Genomic DNA, 24,821 nt, shown 5'->3' with positions numbered 1-24,821 from the left:
ACGGGGCCGGCGGGCCGCGGCCCGGCAGGGGGGAGACGAGCCGCGGTCAACGCCCGAATCCGGCCGGGGAGTGCGTGGAATCCGGCCGCTCGGGACGTAGCCAACCTGTCAGATACCGGGCGGTAATCACAAGACTACTGGCTAGCCCGTTCGAGTGAATTTTCGGAACATCGATAACGGTATGCAGTCTGGAGTCCGGATTTTGCGCGTTGTTGGCAGGCGGACTTGTTGAAGAGTGAGGTGTTACTCCGGGGTAACGCACTCTGGGTAGGAGGGGCGGTGCGGCGTAGGTCACCGGTCGCTCGCCGTGTGCGTTCTGGCAGGCTGTGGGGCATGGGCGAGATTGGGACGTTGGTGCTGCTGCGGCACGGGCAGAGCACCTGGAACGCGGAAAACCTGTTCACCGGCTGGGTGGACGTACCGCTTTCGGAGCAGGGCGAAGGCGAGGCCCGCCAGGGCGGGCGGCTGCTGGCCGACGCCGGGCTGCTCCCGGACGTGGTGCACACCTCGCTGCTGCGCCGCGCGATCTCCACCGCGAACATCGCGCTGGACGCCGCCGACCGGCACTGGATCCCGGTCAAGCGCGACTGGCGCCTCAACGAGCGCCACTACGGCGCGCTGCAGGGCAAGAACAAGAAGCAGACCCTCGACGAGTTCGGCGAGGAGCAGTTCATGCTCTGGCGCCGTTCGTACGACACCCCGCCGCCGGCCATCGACCCGGCGGACGAGTGGAGCCAGGCGGGCGACGCCCGGTACGCGGACCTGGGCGACAAGGCGCCGTTGACCGAGTGCCTGAAGGACGTCGTCGAGCGGCTGCTGCCGTACTGGGAGTCCGAGATCGTGCCGGACCTGCGCGCGGGCAAGACGGTGCTCGTCGCCGCGCACGGCAACTCGCTGCGCGCGCTGGTGAAGCACCTCGACGGCATCTCGGACGCCGACATCGCGGGGCTGAACATCCCGACGGGCATCCCGCTGCGCTACGACCTCACCGACGACCTGCGGCCGGTGAAGCCGGGCGGCGAGTACCTCGACCCGGACGCGGCGAAGGAAGCCGCTGCCGCGGTGGCGAACCAGGGTCGCTGAGCTTCGACCACCGAAGGCCACGTTGCGCTCAGTCCCGCAACGTGGCCTTCGTGGTTTCCGGTGCGGGGTTGGCTCAGAGCAGTCCGGCTTCGCGAGCCCGGGCCCCGGCCTGGAAGCGGGACGACGCGCCCAGCAGCTCCATCAGCTCCGCCACCCGCCGTCGGTAGGTCCGCAGGCTGACGCCGAGGGCCCGGGCCGCCGTCTCGTCCTTGCAGCCCGAGGCCAGCTGCTCCAGGATCTCCCGCGCGCCCAGCTCGGTGAACCGGGCCTGGTACGACTCCAGGTCGGTCGCCGCGTGCCAGGCCGCGTCGAACAGCGACTGGATGCCCTGGACCAGGGCCGGGCTGCTGATCACCGTGTAGCCGCGGACGCCGCCGACGTGGTCGCCGGCCACGATGGCGATGCGGCGGTCGAGGAGGATCGTCTCGTTGATCTCGCGCTCGGTGATGCGGACCTGGGCGCCGTGGGCGGTGATCTGCCGCAGGTGGGCGGCCAGCGCGGGGTCGAACAGCACGCCGGGCAGGTAGATCTTGCGCACCGTCAGCTCGCGCACCGATCGCTCGCGCTCGGGTGCGCTCGGGTGCGTCACCGCCCACGTGTGCAGGTCGCGGGCCGCGCAGGAGATCTCCGTCGCGAGCTCGAAGAGGTGCGCCGTCCGCTCGACAGCTCCGCTTCGCCGCGCACCATGACGACGTCAGTCACCTTCTCCACGTATTCCAGTGTGGCAGCAAGATGCCAATCGCGGTGGTCACGCGGGTGCCGCCGGAAAGCTGGCGGCATGACCACGAACACCCTCCCCGCCGCCGCGGCGGGCACCTGGAAGCTCGGCTCCTTCGAAGTCAACCGGCTCGGGTTCGGCGCCATGCGCCTGATGTCCACTTCGGACGGCGGCATCCGCGCCCGCGAAACCGCCCTCGCCGTCCTGCGCCGGGCCGTCGAGCTCGGCGTCAACCACATCGACACCGCCGAGTTCTACTTCGCCGGCCCGCGCTCGGCGAACGAACTGATCAACAGCGCGCTCTCGCCCTACGACGACCTCGTCATCACCACCAAGGTCGGCCCGGGCCGCGACTTCGAGGGCACCTTCTACACCGCCCGCCCGGAGCAGCTGCGCGCCCAGGTCGAACAGAACCTGCGCGAACTGGGCCTGGACCACCTCGACGTCGTCAACTACCGGATCGGCCAGGCCCTCGACCGCGGGGAGGGCTCGCTCGCCGACGGCTTCGGCGCGCTCGCCGAGCTGCGCGAAGCCGGGCTGATCCGCGAGCTGGGCATCTCCAACGTCGGCCCGGAGCACCTCAGCGAGGCCCTCGAGATCGCGCCCGTCGTCTGCGTCCAGAACCAGTACGGCCTCACCGCCCGGCGCGAGGACGACGAACTCGTGCGGATGTGCGCCGAGCGCGGGATCGCCTTCGTGCCGTTCTTCGCCATGGCCAGCGGCTCGGCGGAGGAGGCGCACGTCGCCGAGGTCGCGCGCCGCCACGGCGTCACGCCGGCGCAGGTGCGGCTCGCGTGGACGCTCCACCAGGGACCGCACGTGCTCGCCATCCCCGGCACCGGCGACGTCGCCCACCTCGAGCAGAACGTCGCCGCGGCGGCATTGGAACTCACCGCCGAAGACCTCGAGACCCTCGGGTGATTTCGCCGGAATGTCTCGCCGGGGAATCGATCGGGTGAACGCCGCCTGAAGCCCCGGCGAACATGTCCTCCGCAGGTGTCGCGGTGCTCACGACAAGGCGGACAACGCTAGGCCGAAGGGCCACTTCTCAGCTTACGATCGGCCCGTGACCACGCCTGTTTCACTCGCTCTGGCCATCGGCGCACTGGTGGCCGGTGCGGTGGTCGGCTACCTCCTGGCGCGGGCACGCACCCGCCGCGAGGAGGCCCGGCCACTGGGCCCGACCGTCGCGGAGCTCCTCGAACGGCTGGTCCGCTCCTCCAACAACGGCATCGTCGTGCTCAACCGCTTCGGCGACATGGTGCTGCACAACCCGCGCGCCTACGAGCTCGGCCTGGTGAGGGTCAACCGGGCCGACCCGCGGGCCCGCAAGGCCGCCGAGCAGGTCACCGAGACCGACGAGCCGCTGGAAATCGACCTGTCCCCGCTCGAAGCGCGCGGCCGCCAGCCGGAGGCGGTCCTCGGCCAGGTCCGGCCGCTCGGCGACGGCTTCACCGTCGTCGAGGCCGTCGACCACTCCGAGGCCATCCGGCTGGAAGCCGTGCGCCGCGACTTCGTCGCCAACGTCAGCCACGAGCTCAAGACCCCGGTGGGCGCGATCGCGCTGCTCACCGAGGCCGTCCTCGACGCCGCCGAGGACGTCGCCGAGGTCCGCCGCTTCGGCGGCAAGATCCTGCGCGAGTCCACCCGGCTCGGCCAGCTCGTCACCGAGCTGATCGCGCTGTCCCGGCTGCAGGGCGCCGAACGGCTGCCCGACCTCAACGTCGTCGAGGTCGACGCGGTCGTGCGCGAGGCGCTCGGCCGCACGACGCTCTCGGCCGAGTCGGCCGACATCCGGATCACCACCGACCACCCCAGCGGCCTGCTCGTCGAGGGGGACCGCACGCTGCTGGTCACCGCGCTGTCGAACCTGCTGGAGAACGCGGTCAACTACTCGCCGGCGGGGAGCCCGGTGTCGATCTCCCGGCGGCTCGCCGACGGCATGGTCGAGATCGCCGTCACCGACCGCGGCATCGGCATCGCCGAGGACGAGCAGCAGCGCGTGTTCGAGCGCTTCTACCGCGCGGACAAGGCCCGGTCCCGCGCCACCGGCGGCACCGGCCTCGGCCTGGCGATCGTCAAGCACGTCGCGGCGAACCACGGTGGCTCGGTCGGCCTGTGGAGCCGTCCCGGCACCGGCTCGACGTTCACCCTGCGCATCCCCGCGCACGTCAGCCCCGACCCGGCCGCCGAGCCGGCGCGGGCGGCCAAGACCTCGCCGGCACCGCGGCAGGAGAAGACCCCCGAGCGCACCCCGAGGCTCGTGGTTACCGGGCAGGACAGCCCAGATCATGGAGGAAACCTGTGACCAGGGTTCTCATCGTCGAGGACGAGGAGTCGTTCGCCGACCCCCTCGCCTTCCTGCTGCGCAAGGAAGGGTTCACCGCGGCCGTGGCCGGCACCGGCCAGGCCGCACTGGAGGAGTTCGACCGCAACGGCGCCGACATCGTGCTGCTCGACCTCATGCTGCCCGGGATGAGCGGCACCGACGTCTGCAAGCAGCTGCGCCAGCGCTCGGCCGTGCCGGTCATCATGGTGACCGCGCGCGACAGCGAGATCGACAAGGTCGTGGGCCTGGAGCTGGGCGCGGACGACTACGTCACCAAGCCGTACTCGGCCCGCGAGCTCATCGCGCGGGTGCGGGCGGTGCTCCGGCGCGGCGGCGAGCCGGGCTCCGAAGGGGAGCTGGCCCCGCTGGTCCTCTCGGCGGGACCGGTGCGGATGGACGTCGAGCGGCACGTGGTGACCGTGGACGGCGCCGAGGTGTCGCTCCCGCTCAAGGAGTTCGACCTGCTGGAGTACCTGCTCCGCAACGTCGGCCGGGTGCTGACGCGCGGGCAGCTGATCGACCGGGTGTGGGGCGCGGACTACGTCGGCGACACGAAGACCCTCGACGTCCACGTGAAGCGGCTGCGCTCGAAGATCGAACCGGACCCCGGCTCGCCGCGGCACCTCGTCACGGTGCGCGGCCTGGGCTACAAGTTCGAGACGTAGGACGGTCACTTTCACGTGAAAGTGATCCGGAGTGGGCGCTCCAGGTCACTTTCACGTGAAAGTGCCGCTCCGGAGGCGGGAAGGCGCGCCGGGACGAGGCCGCACCGAGTGTTGTTGGTTACATGTTCGAGACCTGGCGCTGGGGCCGGTACGCTGGACCCCCGTGCGCCTAGGGGTACTCGACGTCGGTTCCAACACCGTCCACCTGCTCGTGGTCGACGCCCACCGTGGCGCCCACCCGACGCCGATGCATTCCGAGAAGTCCGTGCTGCGGCTGGCCGAGCGGATCACCCGCGGTGGCGAGCTCAGCAAGGCCGGGGCCGACGAGCTCTGCACCGCGGTCCAGTCCGCGAAGGAAGCCGCCGCGCGGCTCGGCTGCGAAGAGGTCATGGCGTTCGCCACCTCCGCGGTCCGCGAGGCCAAGAACTCCGCCAAGGTGCTCGCGCGGGTCGCCGAGGAAACCGGCGTCGACCTCCAGGTCCTTTCGGGCACCGACGAAGCGAGGCTCACGTTCCTCGCCGTCCGCCGCTGGTACGGCTGGTCGGCCGGGCAGCTGCTGGTGCTCGACATCGGCGGCGGCTCCCTCGAGGTCGCCATGGGCCGCGACGAAGAGCCCGTGCTGGCCGAATCGCTGCCCCTGGGCGCCGGCCGCACCACGCGGACCCGCTTCCGGCACGACCCGCCGACGCGCTCGGAACTCGTCTCGACGTCGGCGTGGCTGGACGACCAGCTCACCGACCTCGCGCGCAAGGTCACCAAATGGGGTGAACCTGATCGGGTCGTGGCGACGTCGAAGACGTTCCGCTCGCTCGCCCGGCTGACCGGCGCCGCCCCCTCGGCGGCGGGCCCGCGTGTCCGACGTACGCTCTCGGACACCGCATTGCGCCAGCTCCTGGCCTTCATCTCGCGGATGCCGTCGGCCGATCTCGCCCAGCTCGAGGGCGTCAGTTCGAGCCGGTCGCACCAGCTCGTGGCGGGTGCGCTCGTCGCGCAGGCCACGATGCGGGCGCTCGGTGTGCCGGAACTCGAGATCTGCCCGTGGGCTCTGCGAGAGGGTGTCATCCTGCGGCGGCTGGACCATTCGAACGGCGCGGATGAGACTGGAGCCGCCCTCGTGGGGCGCTTCGGCGCACAGGAGGACCGGTGAAAGCACGCGGCTGGACTTCCCGGACGGACAACGGGCACGGTGGAGAGGTGACGGACATGCAGAGGTCGGTGTACAGCGCGCGCGGCGCCGCCGGTGTGCCGTCGGGTACCGCTCCGCCGAGTGCCGAGAACCCAGAGCGCGCAGGGGATCACCAGGTATGACGGACCAGACCGGAGGCGACCAGCCGCAGAAGACCGTGGCTGAGCTGCTCGCCCAGCACGGTGCCCAGGTCGACGGCGGACGCCGTCGCCGCCGGCGCGCCGCCGATGACGACGACGAGCCCGGCACCCCCGAAGCCCCGCCCGCGGCGACCGGCTCGCACCGGCGCCCCGGCGTGAGCGACACCGGCCCCCAGGCGATCATCGACCGGGTGGCCGCCGAGGGCACGCCACCGCCCGCCCCGCCGGCCCGGCCCGCCGGGCGGCGCCGTGCCGAGCCGCCGTCCCCGCCGCCGCCCGCGCCCCGCGTGGTCCCGCAGGACTCCCAGCCGCTGCCCCGGCCGGTGCCGCCGCCCCCGGCGCGGCCCGCCCCCGGCGGCGCCGAGTCCGGCCAGTACGCCCGCCCGGTCCCGCAGGAGTCGGGCCAGTTCGCCCGGCCGCCGCAGGAATCGGGCCAGTTCGCGCGCCCGCAGGAGTCCGGGCCGCACCCGGTGCCGCCGCGGCCGCAGGAGCCGGCGCAGCCGCCGGTGCCGCCGCGCGCCGCGCCGCGCCGCCAGCCCCCGCCGTCGCAGCCGTCCCAGCAGCTGCCCGTGCCGCCGCAGCCGTCGCAGCAGCTGCCGGTGCCGCCGCCGTCGCAGAAGCTGCCGATCCCGCCGTCCGCCGAGGAGACCCGCGCGGCCGTCCCGCCGGTCCGGCGCCGCCCGGGCCCGCCGCAGCCCTCGCAGCAGCTGCCCGTGCCGCCCCAGCCGTCTCAGCAGCTGCCGACACCCCCGCCGCCGCCCGGCGGCCCGCTGTCGGCCCGCCTCGACGGCCTCAACGGCACCCCGGACGCCGACATCGACGTCCCGCCACCCCCGATGGCCGGCGGGTCGTTCGCGACGCCGCCCGCCGCGCCCGGCCGCCCGCGCCGCGCCCCGTCGCGCCGTCCGGAGCCGAAGCGCGAGGACCACACCGAGCAGTTCTCGGCGGTTCCGGACGACGAGCCGCCCGTTCCGCCGGCGCCGCCGGTGCCGCCGAAGGGCAAGAAGCCCGAGCCGCCGGAGCCGTCCTCGCCCGCGGGGCTGGCGAACTGGCGCAAGCGGCGCCAGAAGGAGCAGATGGAGGACACCGAGATCGGCGTCATGCCGGCGGTGCCCACCGACGCCCCGGACGACGGCTACCCCGAGGACGACTTCGAGCCCGACGGCTTCGCCCCGGAGAGCAGCGGCTACCAGGCCGCCTACGACGCGGGCCCGCCGACCGGCGCGTACCCGCCGCCGATGCCGTTCGCGCCCGGCGACCGGGCTTCGCGGGCCCCGATCCCGGACGACCTCGCGCCCTACGAGCGCGAGTTCACCGACGACTACCCCGCGGACGGCCCGGACTTCGAGCAGGACGACTACGGCTACGAGCAGGGCGAAGGCTACGAGGACGACGACTACGACGACGCGCCCGAGCCGGTCGCCGAGCCGGAGCCGGCGGCCTCGCCCGGCAAGCAGTGGCTGGCACTGGCCGGCCAGCTGGCGATGGGTGTCGTCGGCGGCGCGGCCGTCTGGCTCGGCTTCAACTGGCTGTGGGTGAACATCCCGGCCGCCGCGCTCATCGCCGCCCTGCTGGTGGTCGTCGCGCTGGTCTGGATCGTGCGGAAGATCCGCCGCGCCGAAGACCTGCAGACCACGGTGCTGGCGGTGCTGGTGGGCTTGGTGGTGACGGTTTCGCCGGCTGCGTTGCTGCTGGTCGGCCGCTGACGCGGTGATCCGCGTCGCGTTGGCGGCCCGGCGGCGCCGCGCACCCACCGCGCGGGAGGCAGGATGGCGCGCGTGACAGACGAGCAGCCGGTCCCCGTCGGCCTCAGCACGGCGTCCGTGTGGCCCCTCAAGGCGGGCACGGCCTTCGAGCTGGCCGCCGAGCTCGGCTACGACGGCGTCGAGGTGATGGTCTGGGCCGACCCGGTCAGCCAGGACGTCACGGCGCTGCGGCGCTGGTCGCGGCGCACCGGCGTGCCCGTGCTGTCGGTGCACTCGCCGTCGCTGCTGATCACCCAGCGGATCTGGTCGCCGGACCCCGTCGTGCGGCTGCGGATGTCGGTCGACGCCGCGCTCGAGCTCGGCGCGCGCACGGTGGTGGTGCACCCGCCGTTCCGCTGGCAGCGCCGGTACGGGGACGCGTTCGCCGATCTGGTCGCCGAACTGGAGGAGTCCAGCGGCGTCGAAATCGCCGTGGAAAACATGTTCAAGGTCCGGCCGCCCGGTGGCGCGAAGAATTCGCGGGTGTCCGCGTTCCGGCCGTCGATCGATCCGACGGACGTCGGGTTCCGGCACTACACGCTCGACCTGTCCCACACCGCGGCGGCCGAGATGGACGCGCTGGCGCTCGCCCAGCGGATGGGCGACGGCCTCTCGCACGTCCACCTGGCCGACGGCACCGGCGTCCCGAAGGACGAGCACCTGGTACCCGGACGCGGCGGCCAGCCGTGCGCCGAACTGCTCGAGAAGCTGGTCAGCAACGGTTTCGCCGGCCAGATCGTGCTGGAGATCAACACCCGGCACGCCGTCACCGCGGCCCACCGCGTCCGGGATCTGGCCGAGGCGTTGCTGTTCGCGCGGTTCCACCTCGGGCAATAACCACGCCCCGCGTGGCTACTCCCGAGTGCGTTTCCGCCGGTCCAACCCGTAAAGTTCGGACCGTGAACCCGTCGCTCTCGTTGCTTGTCACCCACCCGGATTCCCGAAATGGCGTGGGCCGTTCGTGAGCGCAATGGACGGCACCGCCGTGTCCTTCGACACGGCGAGTGCGGCGCGGTCGCTGGGGGACGGCACCTTCACCGCGGTGCTGCGTGCGGAATGGGCCATCGGCTCGCACCCGCACGGGGGTTTCCTGCTCGCTCTGCTGGCCCGGGCGGCGGTCTCCGCCCTGCACGAGCGCGGTGAGCCGCACGCGGAGCCGCTGGTCGTCAGCGCGGAGTTCCTGCACGCGCCGGCGCTCGGCCCGGTGCTGCTGCGCACGGACGTCCGCAAGGTCGGCCGCCGCGCGACGGTGGTCGAGGTCCGCCTGGAGCAGCGCGGCCGCAGCTGCGTCGAAGCCAGGGTGACGACGGGACGGCTGCCGATGCGGCGCCCGGAGTGGACCGACGTGCCGTCGATGCCCGCCGAGCCGCCACCGGGCGCGCTTGCGCTGGCGGAGAGCACCGAGGGGCCGTTCAACCTGGCGAAGGGCTGTGAGGTCCGGCTGGACCCGGCGACGGCGGGCTACCTGACCGGCCGCACGGGCGAGCCGCCCCGGATGCGGCTGTGGGTCCGGCCGCGGTACGGCCTGGTCGACCCGTACTTCTCGCTCCTGGCGTCCGACGTGAACCCGCCGGTGGTGATGAACCTCGGCCGCGTCGGCTGGGCGCCGACGGTCCAGCTGACGGCGTTGCTGCGGACACGCCCGGCGCCGGGCTGGCTGCGGGTGGTGGTGGAGTCACGGTCGGTCAACGAGTCCTGGTTCGACTCGGACGCGACCGTGGTCGACGCCCAGGGGCGGCTGGTGTGCCAGGCCCGCCAGCTGGGCCTGGCGCCGGCCCCCGGCGGCTCGTGACCGGAGGGGCATCACGCGTGACTGGAGGGCATCACGCGTGATTGAGGGGGCATCACGCGTGATTGGGGGGACGACACGGTTTGCCGGGTTGCCCCGGCCCCGGGCCGGCGGGGCGGGTTTGGCACGCTTGGTCCCATGACGGTCATCGCGGTGCTGGGTGCGGGCAAGATCGGCGAGGCGTTGCTCTCGGGGCTGCTGCACGGCGGCCACGAGCCCGGCGACCTGCTCTTCACCGAGCGGTACCCGGCGCGGGCCGAAGAGCTGACCAGCCGCTACGGCATCCGCGGCGTCGAGGTCGAGGAGGCCGCCAAGCGGGCCGACATCCTGGTCGTCGCCGTCAAGCCGCAGGACATCGAGCCCGTGCTCGACGAACTCGCGCCGCTGCTCGGGGCGTCTTCGCTGGTGGTTTCGCTGTGCGCCGGGCTGCCCACCTCGCTGTACGAACGGCGGCTCGCCGAGGGCGTCCCCGTCGTCCGGGTCATGCCGAACACGCCGATGCTGGTCAACGAGGCCATGAGCGCGATCTCCGCCGGCCGGTACGCGACCGCCGAACACCTCGCCGTCGTGCGGGACCTGCTCTCGCACGTCGGGCGGGTCGTCGAGGTGCCCGAAAGCCAGCAGGACGCCGTCACCGCGCTGTCCGGGTCCGGACCCGCCTACTTCTTCTACCTGGTCGAGGCCATGATCGACGCCGGGATCCTGCTGGGCCTGCCGCGCGCGCTGGCCGGGCAGCTGATCATCCAGTCGGCCGTCGGCGCGGCGAAGATGCTGGCCGAATCCGACGAGCACCCCGTGCTGCTGCGCGAGGCCGTGACGTCGCCGGCCGGGACGACCATCAACGCCATCCGCGAGCTCGAGAAGCACGGCGTCCGCGCGGCGCTGCTGGCCGCCATCGAGGCCGCGAAAGACCGTTCGGTGGAGCTCGGCAAGGCGCACGAAGAAGCCTGATTTCGCCGGAAAGGGCGATGGCCGGGGTATTGCACGCGCCGGTGCTCGTGCGTTAGCGCTGGTAGGGGCCCATCTCGGTGACAGGCGTCGCATTAGTCCCACCAGTCCCGCTACTCTCGATAGAGCACGTGCGTGTCGATACCACAGGTGGGGAAGCCTCGTGGCGCGACACGTGTCGAAGGACGCGGTAAACATGTCGCCGAACAAGAAGGAGGATTTGCCCGCTGTCGGGCAGGTCCAGTTCCTGACGGTCGCCGAAGTGGCCACGCTGATGCGGGTCTCCAAGATGACCGTCTACCGTCTCGTGCACTCGGGTGAGCTGCCCGCCGTCAGGGTCGGGAAGTCCTTCCGGGTGCCGGAAAAAGCAGTGCACGAGTACCTGCAGGGTGCCTATTACGACGTGGGCTGACCCTTGGAGGGCACGCCGTGGCCGGCGGCGCGCAGCGCTACGGTGTGCCCCCCGACCGGTCCGTCACGGGTGACGGGTAACCTGGAAAACCGCTCGTGCCTGTGCGCTCCACCCGTTGGACGCTGCGCCGGGCAGCGTGACCGACGTCGACCTAAGGAGCGCCCATGGGCTCTGTGATCAAGAAGCGCCGCAAGCGCATGTCCAAGAAGAAGCACCGCAAGCTGCTTCGCCGCACGCGAGTGCAGCGGCGCAAGGCCGGCAAGTAAGACCGCCGGCTCAGCTGAGCGTGATCGTGGCCCGTCCAGTCTCTGGACGGGCCACGTCCATGTGGTGGGCCGGTCCCCCCGTTCGAGTGAGGCGTTCGTCGCTTTCCGGGGGAATCGGTGTTAATAGCACGTGAGACGGCCCTGAGCTACCACTGAAGAGCGGTAACATCTCAATGGCGTCCGCGCGATGCTCCAGCGAGTGCAGGTTCGCGCGCCTCGGGTGACCGTCCACCCCCCACTTGCCCCACGCCGCAGGGAGTCGCATGCCGTCGAACATCGTGCTCGTCACCGGGGTCGCCGGCGAACTGGGCGGCAAGCTGCTCGCCCGGCTGGGCAACAACCCCGACTTCGAACGGGTCATCGGTGTCGACACCGTGCCGCCGGACAAGGCGGTCCTGCAGCGCATGGGGCACGCGGAGTTCGTCCGCGCGGACATCAGGAACCCGCTGATCGCCAAGGTGATCAGCACGGCCCAGGTGGACACCGTGGTGCACGCCTCCTGCACCGCGCACCCGGCCGGGCCGGGCCGCCGCACGGCGATCAAGGAAGTCAACGTCATCGGCACCATGCGGCTGCTGGCCGCGTGCCAGCGCTCGCCGCTGGTCCGGAAGCTGGTGGTCAAGTCGACGGCCGCGGTCTACGGCGCCGGCGCCCGCTCGCAGGCGGTGTTCACCGAGGACTCCGAGCTCATCCCGACCTCGACCAGCGGATACGCGAAGGACGCCGTCGAGATGGAGGGGTACGTGCGCGGTCTGGTGCGCCGCCGCCCCGACATCACGACGACGCTGTTCCGCTTCGCCAACATCATCGGTCCGGAGACCGACACCGTCCTCGCGCGCTACTTCGCGCTGCCGGTGGTGCCGACGGTCTTCGGCTACGACGCGCGCATCCAGCTGCTGCACTCTTCGGACGCGCTGTCCGTGCTGGAGCGGGCGACCTTGCACGACAAGCCCGGCGTGTTCAACGTCGGGGCGGAAGGGGTACTCACCCTCTCACAGGCGATCCGGCGAGCCGGCCGGGTCGAGCTGCCGATGCCGCGGAGCGTGGTGCCGTCGGTCGGCAAGGTCCTGCGCGGCGCCCGCGTCGTGGACTTCTCCGCCGACCAGGTCCGGCTGCTGAACTTCGGCCGGGTCGTCGACATCGCCAAGCTGAAGCAGGAGTTCGGGTACACCCCGCGGTGGACCACGCGTGAGGCGTTCGACGACTACATCGTGGGACGCGGGCTCCGTCCGGTGCTCGACGGCGGCAAGCTGGCCGGACTGGCCGGCCGGGTGCTCGTCGCCGCCGCGACGGGACAGAGCCGGTGACCAAACCGCACGACTCGGACGACTTCGAAAGCGAGGCGGGAACGGTGGGCGGTGCCGAAGCGCAGGTCATCCCCCTGCACGGACCGGGCCGGGAGAAGCCGGAGGCCCTGGACGCCGAGCGGGACCGCCGCGAGCCGGAAGCCGCCAGGGTGGACGCGCCGGTCGTGGCGTTCCCCGGCGGCGGCTTCGACCGGCCGGCCGCGGACGAGCCGCTTTCGGACGCCGTGCGCTCGGCGCTCGGCTTCATCCGCGACCGGCTGACCGGCGACTACACGGTCGACGAGTTCGGCTTCGACGCCGAGCTCACCGAAGCCGTGTTCCTCCCGCCGCTGCGCGCGCTGTACAAGAAGTGGTTCCGCGTCGACACGTACGGCGTCGAAAACCTCCCGACGACCGGCGGCGCGCTGCTGGTGTCCAACCATTCGGGCACGATCCCGCTCGACTCCCTGATGACGGCGGTGGCCGTCCACGACGAGACGGGCGGCCGTCACCTGCGCGGCCTCGGCGCCGACCTGGTGTTCCAGGTCCCGCTGGTGGGGTCGTTCGCCCGCAAGTCCGGCCAGACGCTGGCCTGCCACGCGGACGCCGAGCGCCTGCTGCGCAAGGGCGAGCTGGTCGGGGTGTGGCCGGAGGGCTTCAAGGGGATCGGCAAGCCGTTCGCCTCCCGCTACAAGCTGCAGCGCTTCGGCCGCGGCGGCTTCGTGTCGGCCGCGCTGCGGGCAGGCGTGCCGATCATCCCGGTGTCGGTGATCGGCGCCGAGGAGATCTACCCGAAACTCGGCGACATCAAGGTGCTGGCCCGGATGCTCGGGCTGCCGTACTTCCCGGTGACGCCGTTCTTCCCGGCGCTGGGCCTGCTGGGCGCCGTCCCGCTCCCCACGAAGTGGAGCATCGAGTTCGGCGCGCCGATCGAGACGGACTCCTACGGCCCGGACGCCGTCGACGACCCGATGCTGGTGTTCCAGCTGACCGACCAGGTCCGGGAGTCCATCCAGCAGACGCTGTACCAGCGGCTTTCCCAGCGGAAGTCCGTCTTCCGCGGCTGAGCGCTCAGGCCTCGAGCCCGCGGGCTTTCTGCCGGTAGCCCAGCCGTCCCCGGGTCGCGACGAGCAGGACGAGCGCCACCACGGCCGAGGCGAGCAGGAACGCGTGGGTCGTGTCCCGGGCCGTCAGCGACGGGAACATCTCCGACCAGGCGATGGAGAAGAAGTTGTTGACGCTGGTGTGCAGCAGCATGGCCAGCGGCAGGCTCTGGCCGGTGCGGTTGAACACCCAGGTCATGATGATGCTGAAGGTGACGCAGGTGGCGATGAACTCGATCGGCGTCCACCAGGTGACGTCCGGCCAGCCACCCCACTCGCTGAAGAACAGCGGCAGGTGCCACACGCCCCAGAGCGGGCCGAGGATGAGCGTGCCGCCGAGCGGGCCGTAGCGCTGCTGGAGGCGAGGCAGGGCGAAGTCCCGCCAGCCGGGTTCCTCCGCGAGCCCGGTCGTGACCATCTGCAGCAGCAGGCCCGGCACGTAGGCCACCAGCGTCGCCGCGGCCGGCACCAGGGGGTTCTGCTCCGACAGCGCGACCGTGGCGATCGTGAGCAGCGCCGGCACGCTCACCACGACGCCGACGTACCACAGCCAGTGGACGCGCCACTTGAACAGCCGCCCGGTCCAGCGGCGGAGCCCGGTCCGCCCGTCGGCGATCGCGGTGACGAGGAACGCGGCGCCGATCGGGCCGAGGTAGGCGCCCGGCAGGACGCCGGCGAGCTGGGCGGTGCCGAGCAGTTCCGGGAAGCGGAAGTGCAGGACGCCCAGCCCGTTCTCCGACAGGATGTAGGGCGTCCACGCGACCCAGCTCAGCAGGTTGGCCAGGCCGAAGAACCAGGTGAGCGGGTGTCTGCGGATGCTGTCCCGCAGCCTGCCCCCGTCACCGGCCCGCTTTTCGATGTCCACTCGGGTCGCCACCGCACTGCCCTTCGCCGGAGTTGCTTTTCCCATGGGAAAAGCACACCAGCCGGCGGCGGGCGGGTCATTCCCGCGCGCACCCGAAAAGGGGGTAGCGCAGGCGCTACCGGCGGCGGTAGGCCATCCCGGCCGCGACCGCGCCGGCCAGCGCACCCGCGCCCAGCACCGACGGCACGCCGATCTTCGCCGCCTTGCGGCCGGTCCGGAAGTCGCGGATTTCCCAGCCGCGCGCCCGGGCCACGTCGCGCAGCCCGCCGTCGGGGTTCACCGCCACCGCCGTGCCCACCACCGACAGCATCGGGATGTCGTTCGCCGAGTCCGAGTACGCCGTGCAGCGCTTGAGGTTCAGGCCCTCACGGGACGCCAGCGCCCGCACCGCGTGCGCCTTCGCGCGGCCGTGCAGCAGGTCGCCGACCAGACGGCCCGTGTACACACCGTCGCGGGTCTCCGCCACCGTGCCGAGTGCGCCGGTGAGACCCAGGCGGCGGGAGATGATCGCCGCCAGCTCGATCGGGGTGGCCGTCACCAGCCAGACGCGCTGGCCCGCGTCCAGGTGCATCTGGGCCAGGGCCCGCGTGCCGGACCAGATCTTGTCCGCCATCAGCTCGTCGTAGATCTCTTCGCTGATCGAGGTCAGCTCCGCCACCGTGCGGCCGGCCACAAAGGACAGTGCGCGCTCGCGGTGGGTCTTGATGTCCTCTTTGTTCTCCCGGCCGCCGAGGCGGAACTTGATCTGGCCCCAGACGAACCCGGCCAGGTCCGACGACGTGAAGAACTTGCGCGCCGCCAGCCCGCGGGCGAAGTAGAAGATCGACGCGCCCATCATCATCGTGTTGTCGACGTCGAAGAACGCGGCCGCGGTCAGGTCCGGCGGCGCGGGCGGGGCGGGGGGCTCGGCGGCCTCGGAGACCACCCGGGCGTGGGCGGCCTCGGCCGACGCCTCGCCCGCGAGCGCGGCGAGCCGTTCGAGCTCCTGGCTCTTGTCCCTGCCACGCCAAGCTGACACGCCCACCGCCTCCACGTTTGCCCACGTCTGGCCACGTCCCGGTCCTTCGCACAGCGTAGCGAGCCGCCCACCGCGCCGTCGCAGGTGTGGGGCGGACCTCAGCCGATCACGATCGGCGGAAGTCCCGGCAGCAGCGGCGGGATCGACACCAGCGGGGGCGGGGACGTCGTGGTGGGCGTCGACGGCGGCCGGGACGTCGTCGACGGCTGGCCGAACACCGGCGGCGGCGTCACCCCGCCGCTCGGTGCCGGGATGCCCGGGGTCGCCGCGGCGTCCGACGGCGGCAGCTGCGTGCCCGTCGGCGACGGCGACGTGCTGTCCGCCGGCGGGGGCGCGTCCGACGACGCCGACGTCGGACGGCCGCCGGCCGCCGGGGCGGGCCGCTGCGTGCACTCGCCGGTCGCCGGCAGCGGGCCCAGGTCGTCGGCCGAGCCGGTGGTGATCTGGTAGCAGTTCATCCGCGCCACCAGGCCGCTCGTGCGCTCCTGCACCTTGCCCAGCAGGTCGCGGACGCCGCCGAACACCGGCGCCGCGGCCGCCGGGGGCGGGAGCGCGGCCAGCCTCGCCGCCTGGTTGCGGGCCCACAGCCGGACGTCGGAGAGCGCCTGCGTGCCGCTGCCGTCGCTGGTCGCCACGGCGGCCAGCTGGGCGACGCCGGCCCGCAGATCGGCGGCGAAGTCGTCGTACGCGGTCCGGTAGTCGGCTTCGCCCGCGCCTTCGGCGGCCAGCTCGCCGAGCTCGGTGATCCGGTTGGTGGCGAACTCGAGGTGCTTGCGCGCCTTCTCCTGTTCGCCGAACGTCAGGCCCAGCGCGGTCGACTCGCCGGCGCGTTTGACGCTGTACAGCGGATCACCGGGCAACGCGCTTCGCGAGAGCACCAGGGTCAGCCCGGACAGCATCAGGACGAGGAAGAGCGCGGCGGCCACCAGGTCGGCGGTCCGCGGCCGCCACCTCCGACGGGGAGTGGTGGCCGCCGCCGTCTCCAGGCGGCCCGCGATCTCCGCGCGGATCCGCTGCCGCGTCTCCAGGTCCGGGGCACCGGCCGCACCGAGGTCGCGCAGGGCGCCGACGAGCGCGAGCTCTTCGGCGAACTCGCCGTCCCGGCGTACCGGCGACGGTTCCAGGGCACGCGCGAACCGCTCGCTCTCGGCTCGCTCACGCGCAAACCTCACGGCGCTAGTCTCCATCCCGGGCTTCGGCCGGTCCGACACCGGTCTGCGTGGGTAACGATCCAGAAGCCGCCGGGGTTACCGGTTTCGGTCGACGAACGCGAAAGTTCGCGGGTTCAGCGCAATCCGGTGGGCAGAAGTTGTGCCAATCGGCGTACCGCGCGGTGCTGCAGCGCCTTGATCGCGCCCTCGTTGCGGTTCATGATCTCGGCCGTCTCGGCCACCGACAGACCCTGCAGGAACCGCAGGACAATGCATTCCCGCTGGTCATCGCCCAGTTCCGCGACGCAGCGCAGCAGCTCGGCCCGGGTGGCGCGGCTGATCGCCTCCTGCTCGGGGCCCGCCGGGGCGCTCGCGCCGACGCCGAACGGCGCCGAACCGGGCTCGGTCACCTCGTCGGTGACCACTTCGAGCTTGAACCGGCTCGACTTGACGTGGTCGAGCACGAGGTTGCGGGCGATGGTGACGAACCAGGCCCCGACGTCACGTCCCTGGTAGCTCACCGACGTGATGCGGCGCAGCGCGCGCAGGAACGTCTCGCTGGTGACGTCCTCGGCGAGGTCGCGGTCGCCGAGCCGGAACAGCACGTACCGGTAGACGACGTCGACGTAGCGGTCGTAGAGCCGGCCGAAGGCGGACGAGTCGCCGTCCTGCGCGGCCCGCACCAGCTCCCAGGCCTCGGCCTTCGCCGCCTCGGCGCGTTCGTCGTCGGCGGCCTGCCTGCTCAGCGGCACGGCCGCCGACCGTCCGAAGACGCGCTCGGCGAACATGAAGACGGGCCTGCGGCTGACGGCGGTCGGGACGGTCATCGGGCGGCACCTCCGGCGGTGGCTTCGACCCAGCGGGCCTCGGTACCCCCGGAACCCGGACGAGCAGGGGCCGGCAGGCTCGCGTGCCCCACGACCTCGTGGGCAGGCAAGTTCCTCACGGCGACTCCCTCTCTCCGGCCGCGGCGGTGATCAACACCACCGGCGCGACGCAGTGCAGCATACGTGTTGTTACCGCGAAGTAGGTAGTGGTTCCGGGGTTGCGCAGACGGAACGCTCGCGGTCAGCACCCATGACGTCGCTTCAGATGACAGACTTGCAACGGTTGGCGCCGGGCGAGGAGAGGTGGGTCGCGGGTGAGTGCTCCAGGAGGGACGCAGCCGGGGGTCGGCGGGCTGCTCACACGGGCCGCGGCGACGTGGCCGGAGCACCCGGCCGTGGTCGAAACCGGCACCGGACGCGGCCTGACCTACCGCCAGGTCGACGCGGCCGCCCAGGCCCAGGCCCGCCGGCTGGCGGACGCCGGCGTCGGGCCGGGCGACCGGGTCGGGCTGCGGCTGCCGACGTCGGTGGACTTCGTGGTCGCCTTCTTCGGGGCGCTCCGGGCGGGAGCCGTCGTCGTGCCGCTGTCGCCGCAGGTGCCCCGGCCCGAACTCGAGAAGCTGCTGGAGCACAGCGGCGCGAAGGTCGTCGTCCAGCGCGACGAGGCGGAAGAGCTCCCGGACGGCGTGAGCGGTCTCACGCCCGTGGGTGACCCGGATGGAGGAGGCGAGGTCCCCGACGCCGGCCGGGCCGGGGAGGACATCGCGGTCGTTTCGTACACGTCCGGCACCACCGGGCCGCCGCGCGGGGTGATGCTGTCGCACCGCGCGCTGCTGGCGAACCTCGAGCAGATCAGCGCGGTCGAGGGCGTCCTCGAGCACGACGACCGCGTGCTGATCACCATCCCGCTGTTCCACGTCTACGGCCTCGGCCCCGGCCTCCTGCAGGCCACCGCGGTCGGCGCGACCGCGGTCCTGTCGGAGCGCTTCGAAGCGCAGCGGACGCTGGACGACTGCGCCGAACACCGCGTCACGTCGATCACCGGCGTCCCGACGATGTACGGCGAGTTCGCCGCGTTCGGCGCCGACGAGCTCCGCCGCGGCCTGGCCACCGTGCGCCGGATGACCTCGGGTGCGGCGCCGCTGCACCCGAAGGTGCTGACCGCGATCCGCGAGGCCACCGGCCTCGACGTGTTCGAGGGCTACGGCCTCACCGAATGCGCGCCGGTGGTGACCTCGACGCTGGTCACCGGCTACCCGAAGCCGGGCTCGGTCGGGCGGCCACTGCCCGGGATCGAGCTGCGGCTGGTCGACAGCGACGGCAGCGACCAGGCCGTGCCGCTCGACCCGGACGACGTCGACGACGTCTTCGAGGCCGAGGGCGAGACCGGGCTGGTGTCGATCCGCGGCGCCAACCTCTTCTCCGGCTACTGGCCCGACGGTGACCACGGGCCGGACGACGAGGGCTGGTTCCGCACCGGCGACGTCGGCTACCTCGACACCGACGGCGACCTGCACCTGGTCGACCGGGCCAACGACCTGATCATCGTCAACGGCTTCAACGTCTTCCCGCGCGAGGTGGAGGCCGTGATCGACGAGCTGCCGGAGGTGGCCGAGGCGGCGGTCGTCGGGGTGGTCGACGAGCGCAGCGGCGAGGCGGTCAAGGCGTTCGTCGTGCCCGCGGCCGGGGCTTCGCTGTCCGAGCAGCAGGTCGTCGACCACTGTGCGGCCCACCTGGCCGGGTACAAGGTGCCGCACGCGGTGGAATTCGCCGAGTCGCTGCCGCATTCGGCCACCGGGAAGCTGCGCCGCCTGCGGCTGCGGTAGGAAGGACGGCATGGCGCACGAAGTGACGGTGATGGGCCGGGACGGCTGCCACCTCTGCGAGGTCGCGGAGGCCGACGTCGCCCGGATCTGCGGGGAGCTCGGCGTCGCTTGGAAGGCCGAGGACGTCGACACCGACCCGGAGTGGCGTGCCGAGTACGGCGACCGCGTCCCGGTGATCCTGGTCGACGGCGCCGAGCACGGGTACTGGCGCGTCGAAGAGGACCGGCTGCGGCGAGCGCTGCGGCCGTAACACGTCCGTAAGCCACATCGGGCAGCCGCGGGCGGCTCGCGCTCCGAAGATGGAGGCGTGAGCACTCTGCAGGAAGCCCCGCCCGAGGCCCGTCGCCTGTCCCTGCCGGTCGCGACGCTGATCGGCCTCCTCGCGCTGGCCGCCGCCCTCGGCGTCGGGCACCTCGTCGCGGGCTTCGTCGGGTACACGGCGTCGCCGTTCATCGCCGTGGCGAACTACGTCGTCGACCACAGCCCGACCGCCGTCGTGAAGTGGGCCGAGCGGACGCTGGGCACCTGGGACAAGCCGGTGCTGAAGGCCGGGCTCGCCGTGGTGCTGGTCCTGCTGGCGCTGCTGGCCGGGCAGTTCTCCCGCCGGACGCCGCGGGCCGGGCAGGTGCTCGTCTTCGTCCTCGGTGCCGCCGGCGTCGCGGCGGTGTACGCGCGCAGCGACCTGGGCCAGGTTTCGCTGCTGGCGCCGGTCGCCGCCCTGGTCGCCGGCCTGGCGGTGTTCACCTACCTCCACCGGACGGCACTTTCACGTGAAAGTGCCCACCAGGGGGCGGCACTTTCACGTGAAAGTGCCCACCAGGGGGCGGCACTTTCACGTGAAAGTGGCGCTCAGGGGGCGTCGCGGCGGGAGTTTCTGCGGGCCGGGGTGGGGGTGGCCGCGGGGTCGGGGATCGCGGCCGTCGTCGGCCAGGTCGCCGGGACCAGCACGAACGCCGAGGACTCCCGGGCCGCCGTCGGGCCGCTCGTCCCCGCGCGCACCGAGCCGCCGCTGCCCGCGGACGCCGACTTCGCGAAGCTCGGGTCACCGCCGTTCCTCACGCCGAACGCGGACTTCTACCGCATCGACACCGCCCTGGTCGTGCCGCAGATCCGCGCCGAGGACTGGAGCCTGAAGATCCACGGCATGGTCGACCGCGAGGTGACGTTCTCCTACGCCGACATCCGCGACCGGCCGCTGGTCGAGCGCCGGGTGACGTTGACGTGCGTGTCCAACGAGGTCGGCGGCCCGCTGATCTCGAACGCGGCCTGGATCGGCGTCGACCTCGCCGACCTGCTCGACGAGGCCGGCGTGCGGCCGGGCGCGGAGCAGATGTTCGCCACCAGCGTCGACGGCTGGACGTGCGGTACCCCGGCGAACGTCGCCCTCGACCGGGCCCGCGGCGCGATGCTGGCGATCGGGATGAACGGCGAGCCCCTGCCGGTCGAGCACGGCTTCCCGGCGCGGATCGTCATCCCCGGCCTGTACGGCTACGTGTCCGCGACGAAGTGGGTCGAGTCCCTGGAATTCACCCGGTGGGACGCCCGGCAGGCGTACTGGCTCAGCCGCGGCTGGGCGGAACAGGCGCCGATCAAGACCGAATCGCGCATCGACACGCCGAGCGGGTTCGCGGGCGTCACGGCGGGCAAGGTCCGGCTGGCCGGCACGGCGTGGGCCCAGCACACGGGCATCGCGAAGGTCGAGGTCCGGCTGGACCAGGGACCGTGGCAGCCGGCCACGCTCTCGGCCGAGGTGAGCAAGGACACCTGGCGGATGTGGTGGATCGAGCTGGACGTGCCGAAGGGGACGCACCAGGCGTCGGTCCGGGCCACCGACCAGGACGGCTACACGCAGACGGAAAACCGCGCGGACCCGGTGCCCGACGGCGCCACCGGCTGGCACTCGGTGACCCTCGACGCCCGCTGAGCGCGCGACCGATCGGGGGTTGCCACTCGCCGCGCGGGACCGTCCGTTCGCCGCGCCGTGCGGCCGCCGCCGATCACCGGCGAAGCACCGTCCGGCCGCGGTGAACGCGGAAGTGCCTGGCGGACAAGGATTCTGACGCCGTGTCGTGATCGCGGCCCCGCGCGTGCGGCGCCGGAACCGCCTCCGACCAGTGACTTTGTGCGTGCGTTCACAAGTGGTCTACCGTAGGGCCATCGCCCGGAGCGGCCGGTATCGAACCGGACTCCGGGTCCTGGGTCAAGACACAGTTCCGAATGGCGATGGCCGCCAGACGTGCACAGCGGGCAGGAGACGACGGCGTGGTGACACAGCGGGGGAGGCGCGACGCGGCGGACTCCCCGGGCCGGGCGCCCCGGCGGCCCCGCCGTCCGGCCGGTCTCGACGCCGACAACGCCCCGACCGCCGAAATACCCGCGGTGCCGGCCGGTGAGCCGGGCCGCAACGGGGATGCCCCCGAGGCCGTCCGGGCGAAATCCATCCCCGAAGCCGCCGTCGCCCGGCTCGCCGTCTATCTCCGGGTGCTGTCCGGTATGTCCGAACAGGGCGCGACGACCGTTTCGAGCGAAGAGCTGTCGCAGGCCGCGGGCGTCAATTCCGCGAAATTGCGCAAAGACCTCTCCTACCTGGGTTCCTACGGCACCCGCGGCGTCGGCTACGAAGTCGGCGTCCTGGTCAGCCAGATCGAGCGCATCCTCGGCCTGACCCGCCAGCACAAGGTCGCCGTGGTCGGGATCGGCAACCTGGGCCACGCGCTGGCCAACTACGGCGGCTTCCCGGGGCGCGGTTTCCCGGTCGAAGCGCTGTTCGACCTGGACCCGGACCTGATCGGCGTGCCGGTCGGCGGCCTCCCCGTCTCGCACATGGACGACATCCCGCGGATCTGCGCCGAGCGCGGCATCTCCATCGGCGTGATCGCCACCCCGCCCACCGCGGCGCAATCGGTCTGTGACCGGTTGGTCGCGGGCGGTGTCCAGTGCATCCTCAACTTCGCTCCGGTCGTGCTGCAGGTTCCTGCTCACATCGAGGTCCGCAAGGTGGATTTGGCCGTCGAGCTGCAGATACTCTCGTTCCATGTGGCCCGCCGTGCGGACGACGCCGCCGGTAATCAGGGCAATTCCGGATTACCCGGCCCGGTGCTCCCGTCCGAAAATGGGAACGGCAGGCGGAACGGCGCGGGTCCGGACGGCGGACGGGAAATGGTGGTGCGCTCATGAGCGTCTTGGCGGTCGGGCTTTCGCATCGGAGTGCGGAGCTGAGCACGCTCGAGCGCGTCGCGATCCCCGCGCCCGAAATCGGCAAGGTCCTCGACGAACTGCAGCAGGCCGAGCACGTCAGTGAGGTCATGCTCGTCTCGACCTGCAACCGGATCGAGGTCTACGCGGTCGTCGAGACCTTCCACGGCGGCCTGAACGACGTCTCCGAGGTGCTCGCCCGGCAGGCCGGGATGACCCCCGCCGAGCTCTACGACAGCCTGTACGTCCACTACGCCGGCGCCGCCGTCGAGCACCTGTTCTCCGTCACCTCCGGCCTGGACTCGATGGTCGTCGGCGAGACGCAGATCCTCGGCCAGATCCGCTCCGCCTACGCCACCGCGCGCGAGGCCGGCACCGTCGGCCGCACGCTGCACGAGCTGATCCAGACCACGCTGCGCGTCGGCAAGCGCGTGCACAGCGAGACCGGGCTCGACCAGCTCGGCGCGTCGGTCGTGTCCGAAGCGCTCGCCGCGGCCGGGGACGTCGCCGGCAAGCACGCCGTCATCGTCGGGGCCGGCTCGATGGGCGCGCTGAGCGCGTCGCAGCTGCGCAAGGCCGGGATCGGCGAGATCACCGTGGCCAACCGCACCGACGCCCGCGCGCGCCGGCTCGCCGCGAACGTCACCGAGCAGGGCGTGCCGGCCCGCGCGGTCCCGCTGTCCCTCGTCGCCGACACGGTCCGCGACGCCGACGTCGTGATCTGCTGCACCGGCGCGCAGGACGCCGTCTTCGGCCCGGAGCACGTGCTGCCGCGCGGCGGCCGGGACCTCGTCGTCTGCGACCTGGGCCTGCCCCGCGACGTCGACCCCGCGGTCGGCGAGCTGGCCGGCGTCCGGGTGGTCGACCTGGCCACCATCCAGCGCCGGATGCGCGAAGCCGGGACCCCGACCACCGAGCGCCAGACCGCCAAGGCGACCGGGATCGTCCTCGACGAGGTGCGCGACTACCTCGCCGGGCAGCGCAGCGCCGAGGTGACGCCGACGGTGACCGCGCTGCGCCGCCGCGCGGCCGAGGTCGTCGACGCCGAGCTCCTGCGGTTGGACAACCGGTTGCCGGAGCTGGACAGCGCGGTGCGCGAAGAGGTCGGCCGCACGGTCCGCCGGGTGGTCGACAAGCTGCTGCACGCGCCGACGGTGCGGGTCAAGCAGCTGGCCGCCGAGACGGCCGAAACCGACTACGCGAACGCGTTGCGAGAACTGTTCTGCCTCGACCCGCAGGCGCCCGCCGCGGTGGCGAGCCCGAAGCCCCCACCAGAGAAGAAGTAGCAGTGACCAGAGTCATTCGCATGGGCACGCGCGGTTCGAAGCTCGCGCTCGCCCAGACCGGGACCGTCGCCGACGCCCTGCGCGCCACCGGCGCCGAGGTCGAGATCGTCCAGGTGACCACGCCCGGTGACCAGTCCTCCGCGCCGATTCCCACGATCGGGGTCGGCGTCTTCACGTCGGCGCTGCGGGAAGCGTTGCTGGGCAACGAGGTCGACGTCATCGTCCACTCCTACAAGGACCTGCCGACCGCCCCCGAACCGGGCATCACGCTGGCCGCCGTGCCGCCGCGCGAGGACCCGCGGGACGCCCTGGTCGCGCGCGACGGGCTGACGCTCGGCGAGCTGCTGCCGGGCGCGAAGGTGGGCACGGGCTCCCCGCGGCGCACCGCGCAGCTGCGCGCGCTGGGTCTCGGTTTGGAAATCGTGCCGATTCGCGGCAATATCGACACCCGCATGCGCAAGGTGTCCGACGGCGAGCTCGATGCCGTGGTGCTCGCGCGTGCCGGACTGGCCAGGATCGGCCGGGCCGAGGCGATCACCGAGACCCTCGACCCGATCCAGATGCTGCCGGCGCCCGCGCAGGGCGCGCTGGCGGTGGAGTGCCGGACGGGAGACGTGGACCTCGAGCAGCTGCTCCGGTCCACTTTGGACGACGAGGGCACGCGGGCCGCGGTGACGGCCGAGCGGGCCCTGCTGGCCGCGCTCGAGGCGGGGTGCAGCGCGCCGGTGGGCGCGCTCGCCGAGATCGTCGAAGATCTCGACGCCGAGGGCAAGGTCGTGGAACGGATCTCGCTGCGTGGCACCGCCGCCGCGGAAGACGGGAACGGCGCGGTGGACATGGTCCGGGCCTCCGCGCTGGCCGACAAGGACCAGGCCGCCCAGCTGGGCAAGGACCTGGCCGCCGAGCTGCTGGACCTGGGCGCCGGAGCACTCTCCGGTCCCGCTCAGTAGCGCTCTCGCGAGCGCTTTCAGAACGTAGGAGAC

The 24,821-nt window shown here is 72.4% G+C and carries 23 protein-coding genes and 1 pseudogene; 19 read left to right on the top strand and 5 right to left on the bottom strand.

All coding sequences use genetic code 11. The features are described from left to right. Positions 1-333 precede the first annotated feature (333 nt). Entirely contained in the window at positions 334-1,083 is a 750-nt protein-coding gene (locus DV20_RS23945; protein WP_043783934.1) for a phosphoglyceromutase, read from the top strand. 73 nt (positions 1,084-1,156) lie between these two features. Here the strand turns inward: DV20_RS23945 and DV20_RS23940 are convergent. Then, positions 1,157-1,794, bottom strand: a pseudogene (locus DV20_RS23940) (DUF6879 family protein). A 67-nt stretch (positions 1,795-1,861) separates the two neighbouring features. Here DV20_RS23940 and DV20_RS23935 point away from each other — a divergent pair. The 12 genes from DV20_RS23935 (at position 1,862) to DV20_RS23885 (ending at position 13,634) form a co-directional block, all read left to right on the top strand. Then, positions 1,862-2,722, top strand: coding sequence for an oxidoreductase (locus DV20_RS23935; protein ID WP_043783933.1), 861 nt, complete (start codon positions 1,862-1,864; stop codon positions 2,720-2,722). A 145-nt stretch (positions 2,723-2,867) separates the two neighbouring features. Beyond that, positions 2,868-4,109 carry a sensor histidine kinase gene (locus tag DV20_RS23930; RefSeq protein ID WP_043783931.1) on the top strand — a complete coding sequence of 414 codons (1,242 nt, stop codon included), beginning with the start codon at positions 2,868-2,870 and terminating at the stop codon, positions 4,107-4,109. Then, positions 4,106-4,795, top strand: coding sequence for a response regulator transcription factor (locus DV20_RS23925; protein WP_003062718.1), 690 nt, complete (start codon positions 4,106-4,108; stop codon positions 4,793-4,795). The genes DV20_RS23930 and DV20_RS23925 overlap by 4 nt, the downstream gene beginning before the upstream one ends. Before the next feature lie 163 nt (positions 4,796-4,958). Continuing rightward, on the top strand, positions 4,959-5,942 hold the full coding sequence (locus DV20_RS23920) for a Ppx/GppA phosphatase family protein (protein WP_043783927.1): 984 nt from the start codon (positions 4,959-4,961) through the stop codon (positions 5,940-5,942). A 157-nt stretch (positions 5,943-6,099) separates the two neighbouring features. Beyond that, entirely contained in the window at positions 6,100-7,827 is a 1,728-nt protein-coding gene (locus DV20_RS23915) for a hypothetical protein (RefSeq protein ID WP_200876488.1), read from the top strand. 63 nt (positions 7,828-7,890) lie between these two features. Then, positions 7,891-8,703, top strand: a complete 813-nt coding sequence (locus DV20_RS23910; RefSeq protein WP_200876487.1) for a sugar phosphate isomerase/epimerase family protein — start codon at positions 7,891-7,893, stop codon at positions 8,701-8,703. Positions 8,704-8,836: 133 nt separating this feature from the next. Further along, on the top strand, positions 8,837-9,658 hold the full coding sequence (locus tag DV20_RS23905; RefSeq protein ID WP_043783925.1) for a thioesterase family protein: 822 nt from the start codon (positions 8,837-8,839) through the stop codon (positions 9,656-9,658). A gap of 135 nt (positions 9,659-9,793) precedes the next feature. Then, positions 9,794-10,606 carry a pyrroline-5-carboxylate reductase gene (gene proC, locus DV20_RS23900; protein ID WP_043783923.1) on the top strand — a complete coding sequence of 271 codons (813 nt, stop codon included), beginning with the start codon at positions 9,794-9,796 and terminating at the stop codon, positions 10,604-10,606. A 193-nt stretch (positions 10,607-10,799) separates the two neighbouring features. Continuing rightward, positions 10,800-11,015, top strand: a complete 216-nt coding sequence (locus DV20_RS23895) for a helix-turn-helix domain-containing protein (protein ID WP_013222402.1) — start codon at positions 10,800-10,802, stop codon at positions 11,013-11,015. Positions 11,016-11,179: 164 nt separating this feature from the next. After that, positions 11,180-11,281 carry a 30S ribosomal protein bS22 gene (locus DV20_RS44240; RefSeq protein ID WP_007030867.1) on the top strand — a complete coding sequence of 34 codons (102 nt, stop codon included), beginning with the start codon at positions 11,180-11,182 and terminating at the stop codon, positions 11,279-11,281. Positions 11,282-11,544: 263 nt separating this feature from the next. Continuing rightward, positions 11,545-12,588, top strand: coding sequence for an NAD-dependent epimerase/dehydratase family protein (locus DV20_RS23890; protein ID WP_043783921.1), 1,044 nt, complete (start codon positions 11,545-11,547; stop codon positions 12,586-12,588). Beyond that, positions 12,585-13,634, top strand: coding sequence for a lysophospholipid acyltransferase family protein (locus DV20_RS23885; RefSeq protein ID WP_043783919.1), 1,050 nt, complete (start codon positions 12,585-12,587; stop codon positions 13,632-13,634). Before DV20_RS23890 ends, DV20_RS23885 begins: the two co-directional genes overlap by 4 nt. 4 nt (positions 13,635-13,638) lie before the next feature. Here the strand turns inward: DV20_RS23885 and DV20_RS23880 are convergent, their stop codons facing one another. The 4 genes from DV20_RS23880 to DV20_RS23865 all read right to left on the bottom strand — a co-directional run bounded on the left by DV20_RS23880 (position 13,639) and on the right by DV20_RS23865 (position 17,531). Beyond that, positions 13,639-14,580, bottom strand: coding sequence for a CPBP family intramembrane glutamic endopeptidase (locus tag DV20_RS23880; RefSeq protein ID WP_043783917.1), 942 nt, complete (start codon positions 14,578-14,580; stop codon positions 13,639-13,641). 70 nt (positions 14,581-14,650) lie between these two features. Beyond that, positions 14,651-15,568, bottom strand: coding sequence for an HAD family hydrolase (locus tag DV20_RS23875; protein ID WP_043783915.1), 918 nt, complete (start codon positions 15,566-15,568; stop codon positions 14,651-14,653). Between the two features lie 83 nt (positions 15,569-15,651). Then, entirely contained in the window at positions 15,652-16,725 is a 1,074-nt protein-coding gene (locus DV20_RS23870; protein WP_043783913.1) for a DUF5667 domain-containing protein, read from the bottom strand. Positions 16,726-16,838: 113 nt separating this feature from the next. Continuing rightward, on the bottom strand, positions 16,839-17,531 hold the full coding sequence (locus DV20_RS23865; RefSeq protein WP_043783912.1) for a sigma-70 family RNA polymerase sigma factor: 693 nt from the start codon (positions 17,529-17,531) through the stop codon (positions 16,839-16,841). A 314-nt stretch (positions 17,532-17,845) separates the two neighbouring features. Between DV20_RS23865 and DV20_RS23860 the strand changes: the two genes are divergently transcribed. The 6 genes from DV20_RS23860 (at position 17,846) to hemC (ending at position 24,788) form a co-directional block, all read left to right on the top strand. Then, positions 17,846-19,357 (top strand): AMP-binding protein, encoded by a 1,512-nt coding sequence (locus tag DV20_RS23860; RefSeq protein ID WP_043783910.1) that lies wholly within the window; start codon positions 17,846-17,848, stop codon positions 19,355-19,357. A gap of 10 nt (positions 19,358-19,367) precedes the next feature. Then, entirely contained in the window at positions 19,368-19,607 is a 240-nt protein-coding gene (locus DV20_RS23855) for a glutaredoxin family protein (protein WP_043783909.1), read from the top strand. Positions 19,608-19,664: 57 nt separating this feature from the next. Further along, positions 19,665-21,281, top strand: coding sequence for a molybdopterin-dependent oxidoreductase (locus tag DV20_RS23850; RefSeq protein WP_043783908.1), 1,617 nt, complete (start codon positions 19,665-19,667; stop codon positions 21,279-21,281). A 338-nt stretch (positions 21,282-21,619) separates the two neighbouring features. Beyond that, entirely contained in the window at positions 21,620-22,534 is a 915-nt protein-coding gene (locus DV20_RS23845) for a redox-sensing transcriptional repressor Rex (RefSeq protein ID WP_043783906.1), read from the top strand. Continuing rightward, a complete protein-coding gene (locus DV20_RS23840) occupies positions 22,531-23,838 on the top strand; it encodes a glutamyl-tRNA reductase (RefSeq protein ID WP_043783905.1) in 1,308 nt (435 codons plus the stop codon). The genes DV20_RS23845 and DV20_RS23840 overlap by 4 nt, the downstream gene beginning before the upstream one ends. 20 nt (positions 23,839-23,858) lie before the next feature. Next, the gene (gene hemC, locus DV20_RS23835) at positions 23,859-24,788 is read left to right on the top strand and encodes a hydroxymethylbilane synthase (protein ID WP_043783904.1); all 930 of its coding nucleotides are present in this window, start codon (positions 23,859-23,861) and stop codon (positions 24,786-24,788) included. The last annotated feature ends 33 nt before the right edge of the window (positions 24,789-24,821 follow it).

This window comes from Amycolatopsis rifamycinica (genome assembly GCF_000695625.1).
In the GTDB taxonomy this organism is placed as follows: domain Bacteria; phylum Actinomycetota; class Actinomycetes; order Mycobacteriales; family Pseudonocardiaceae; genus Amycolatopsis; species Amycolatopsis rifamycinica.
This window is presented reverse-complemented; position numbering and strand designations above follow the sequence as displayed.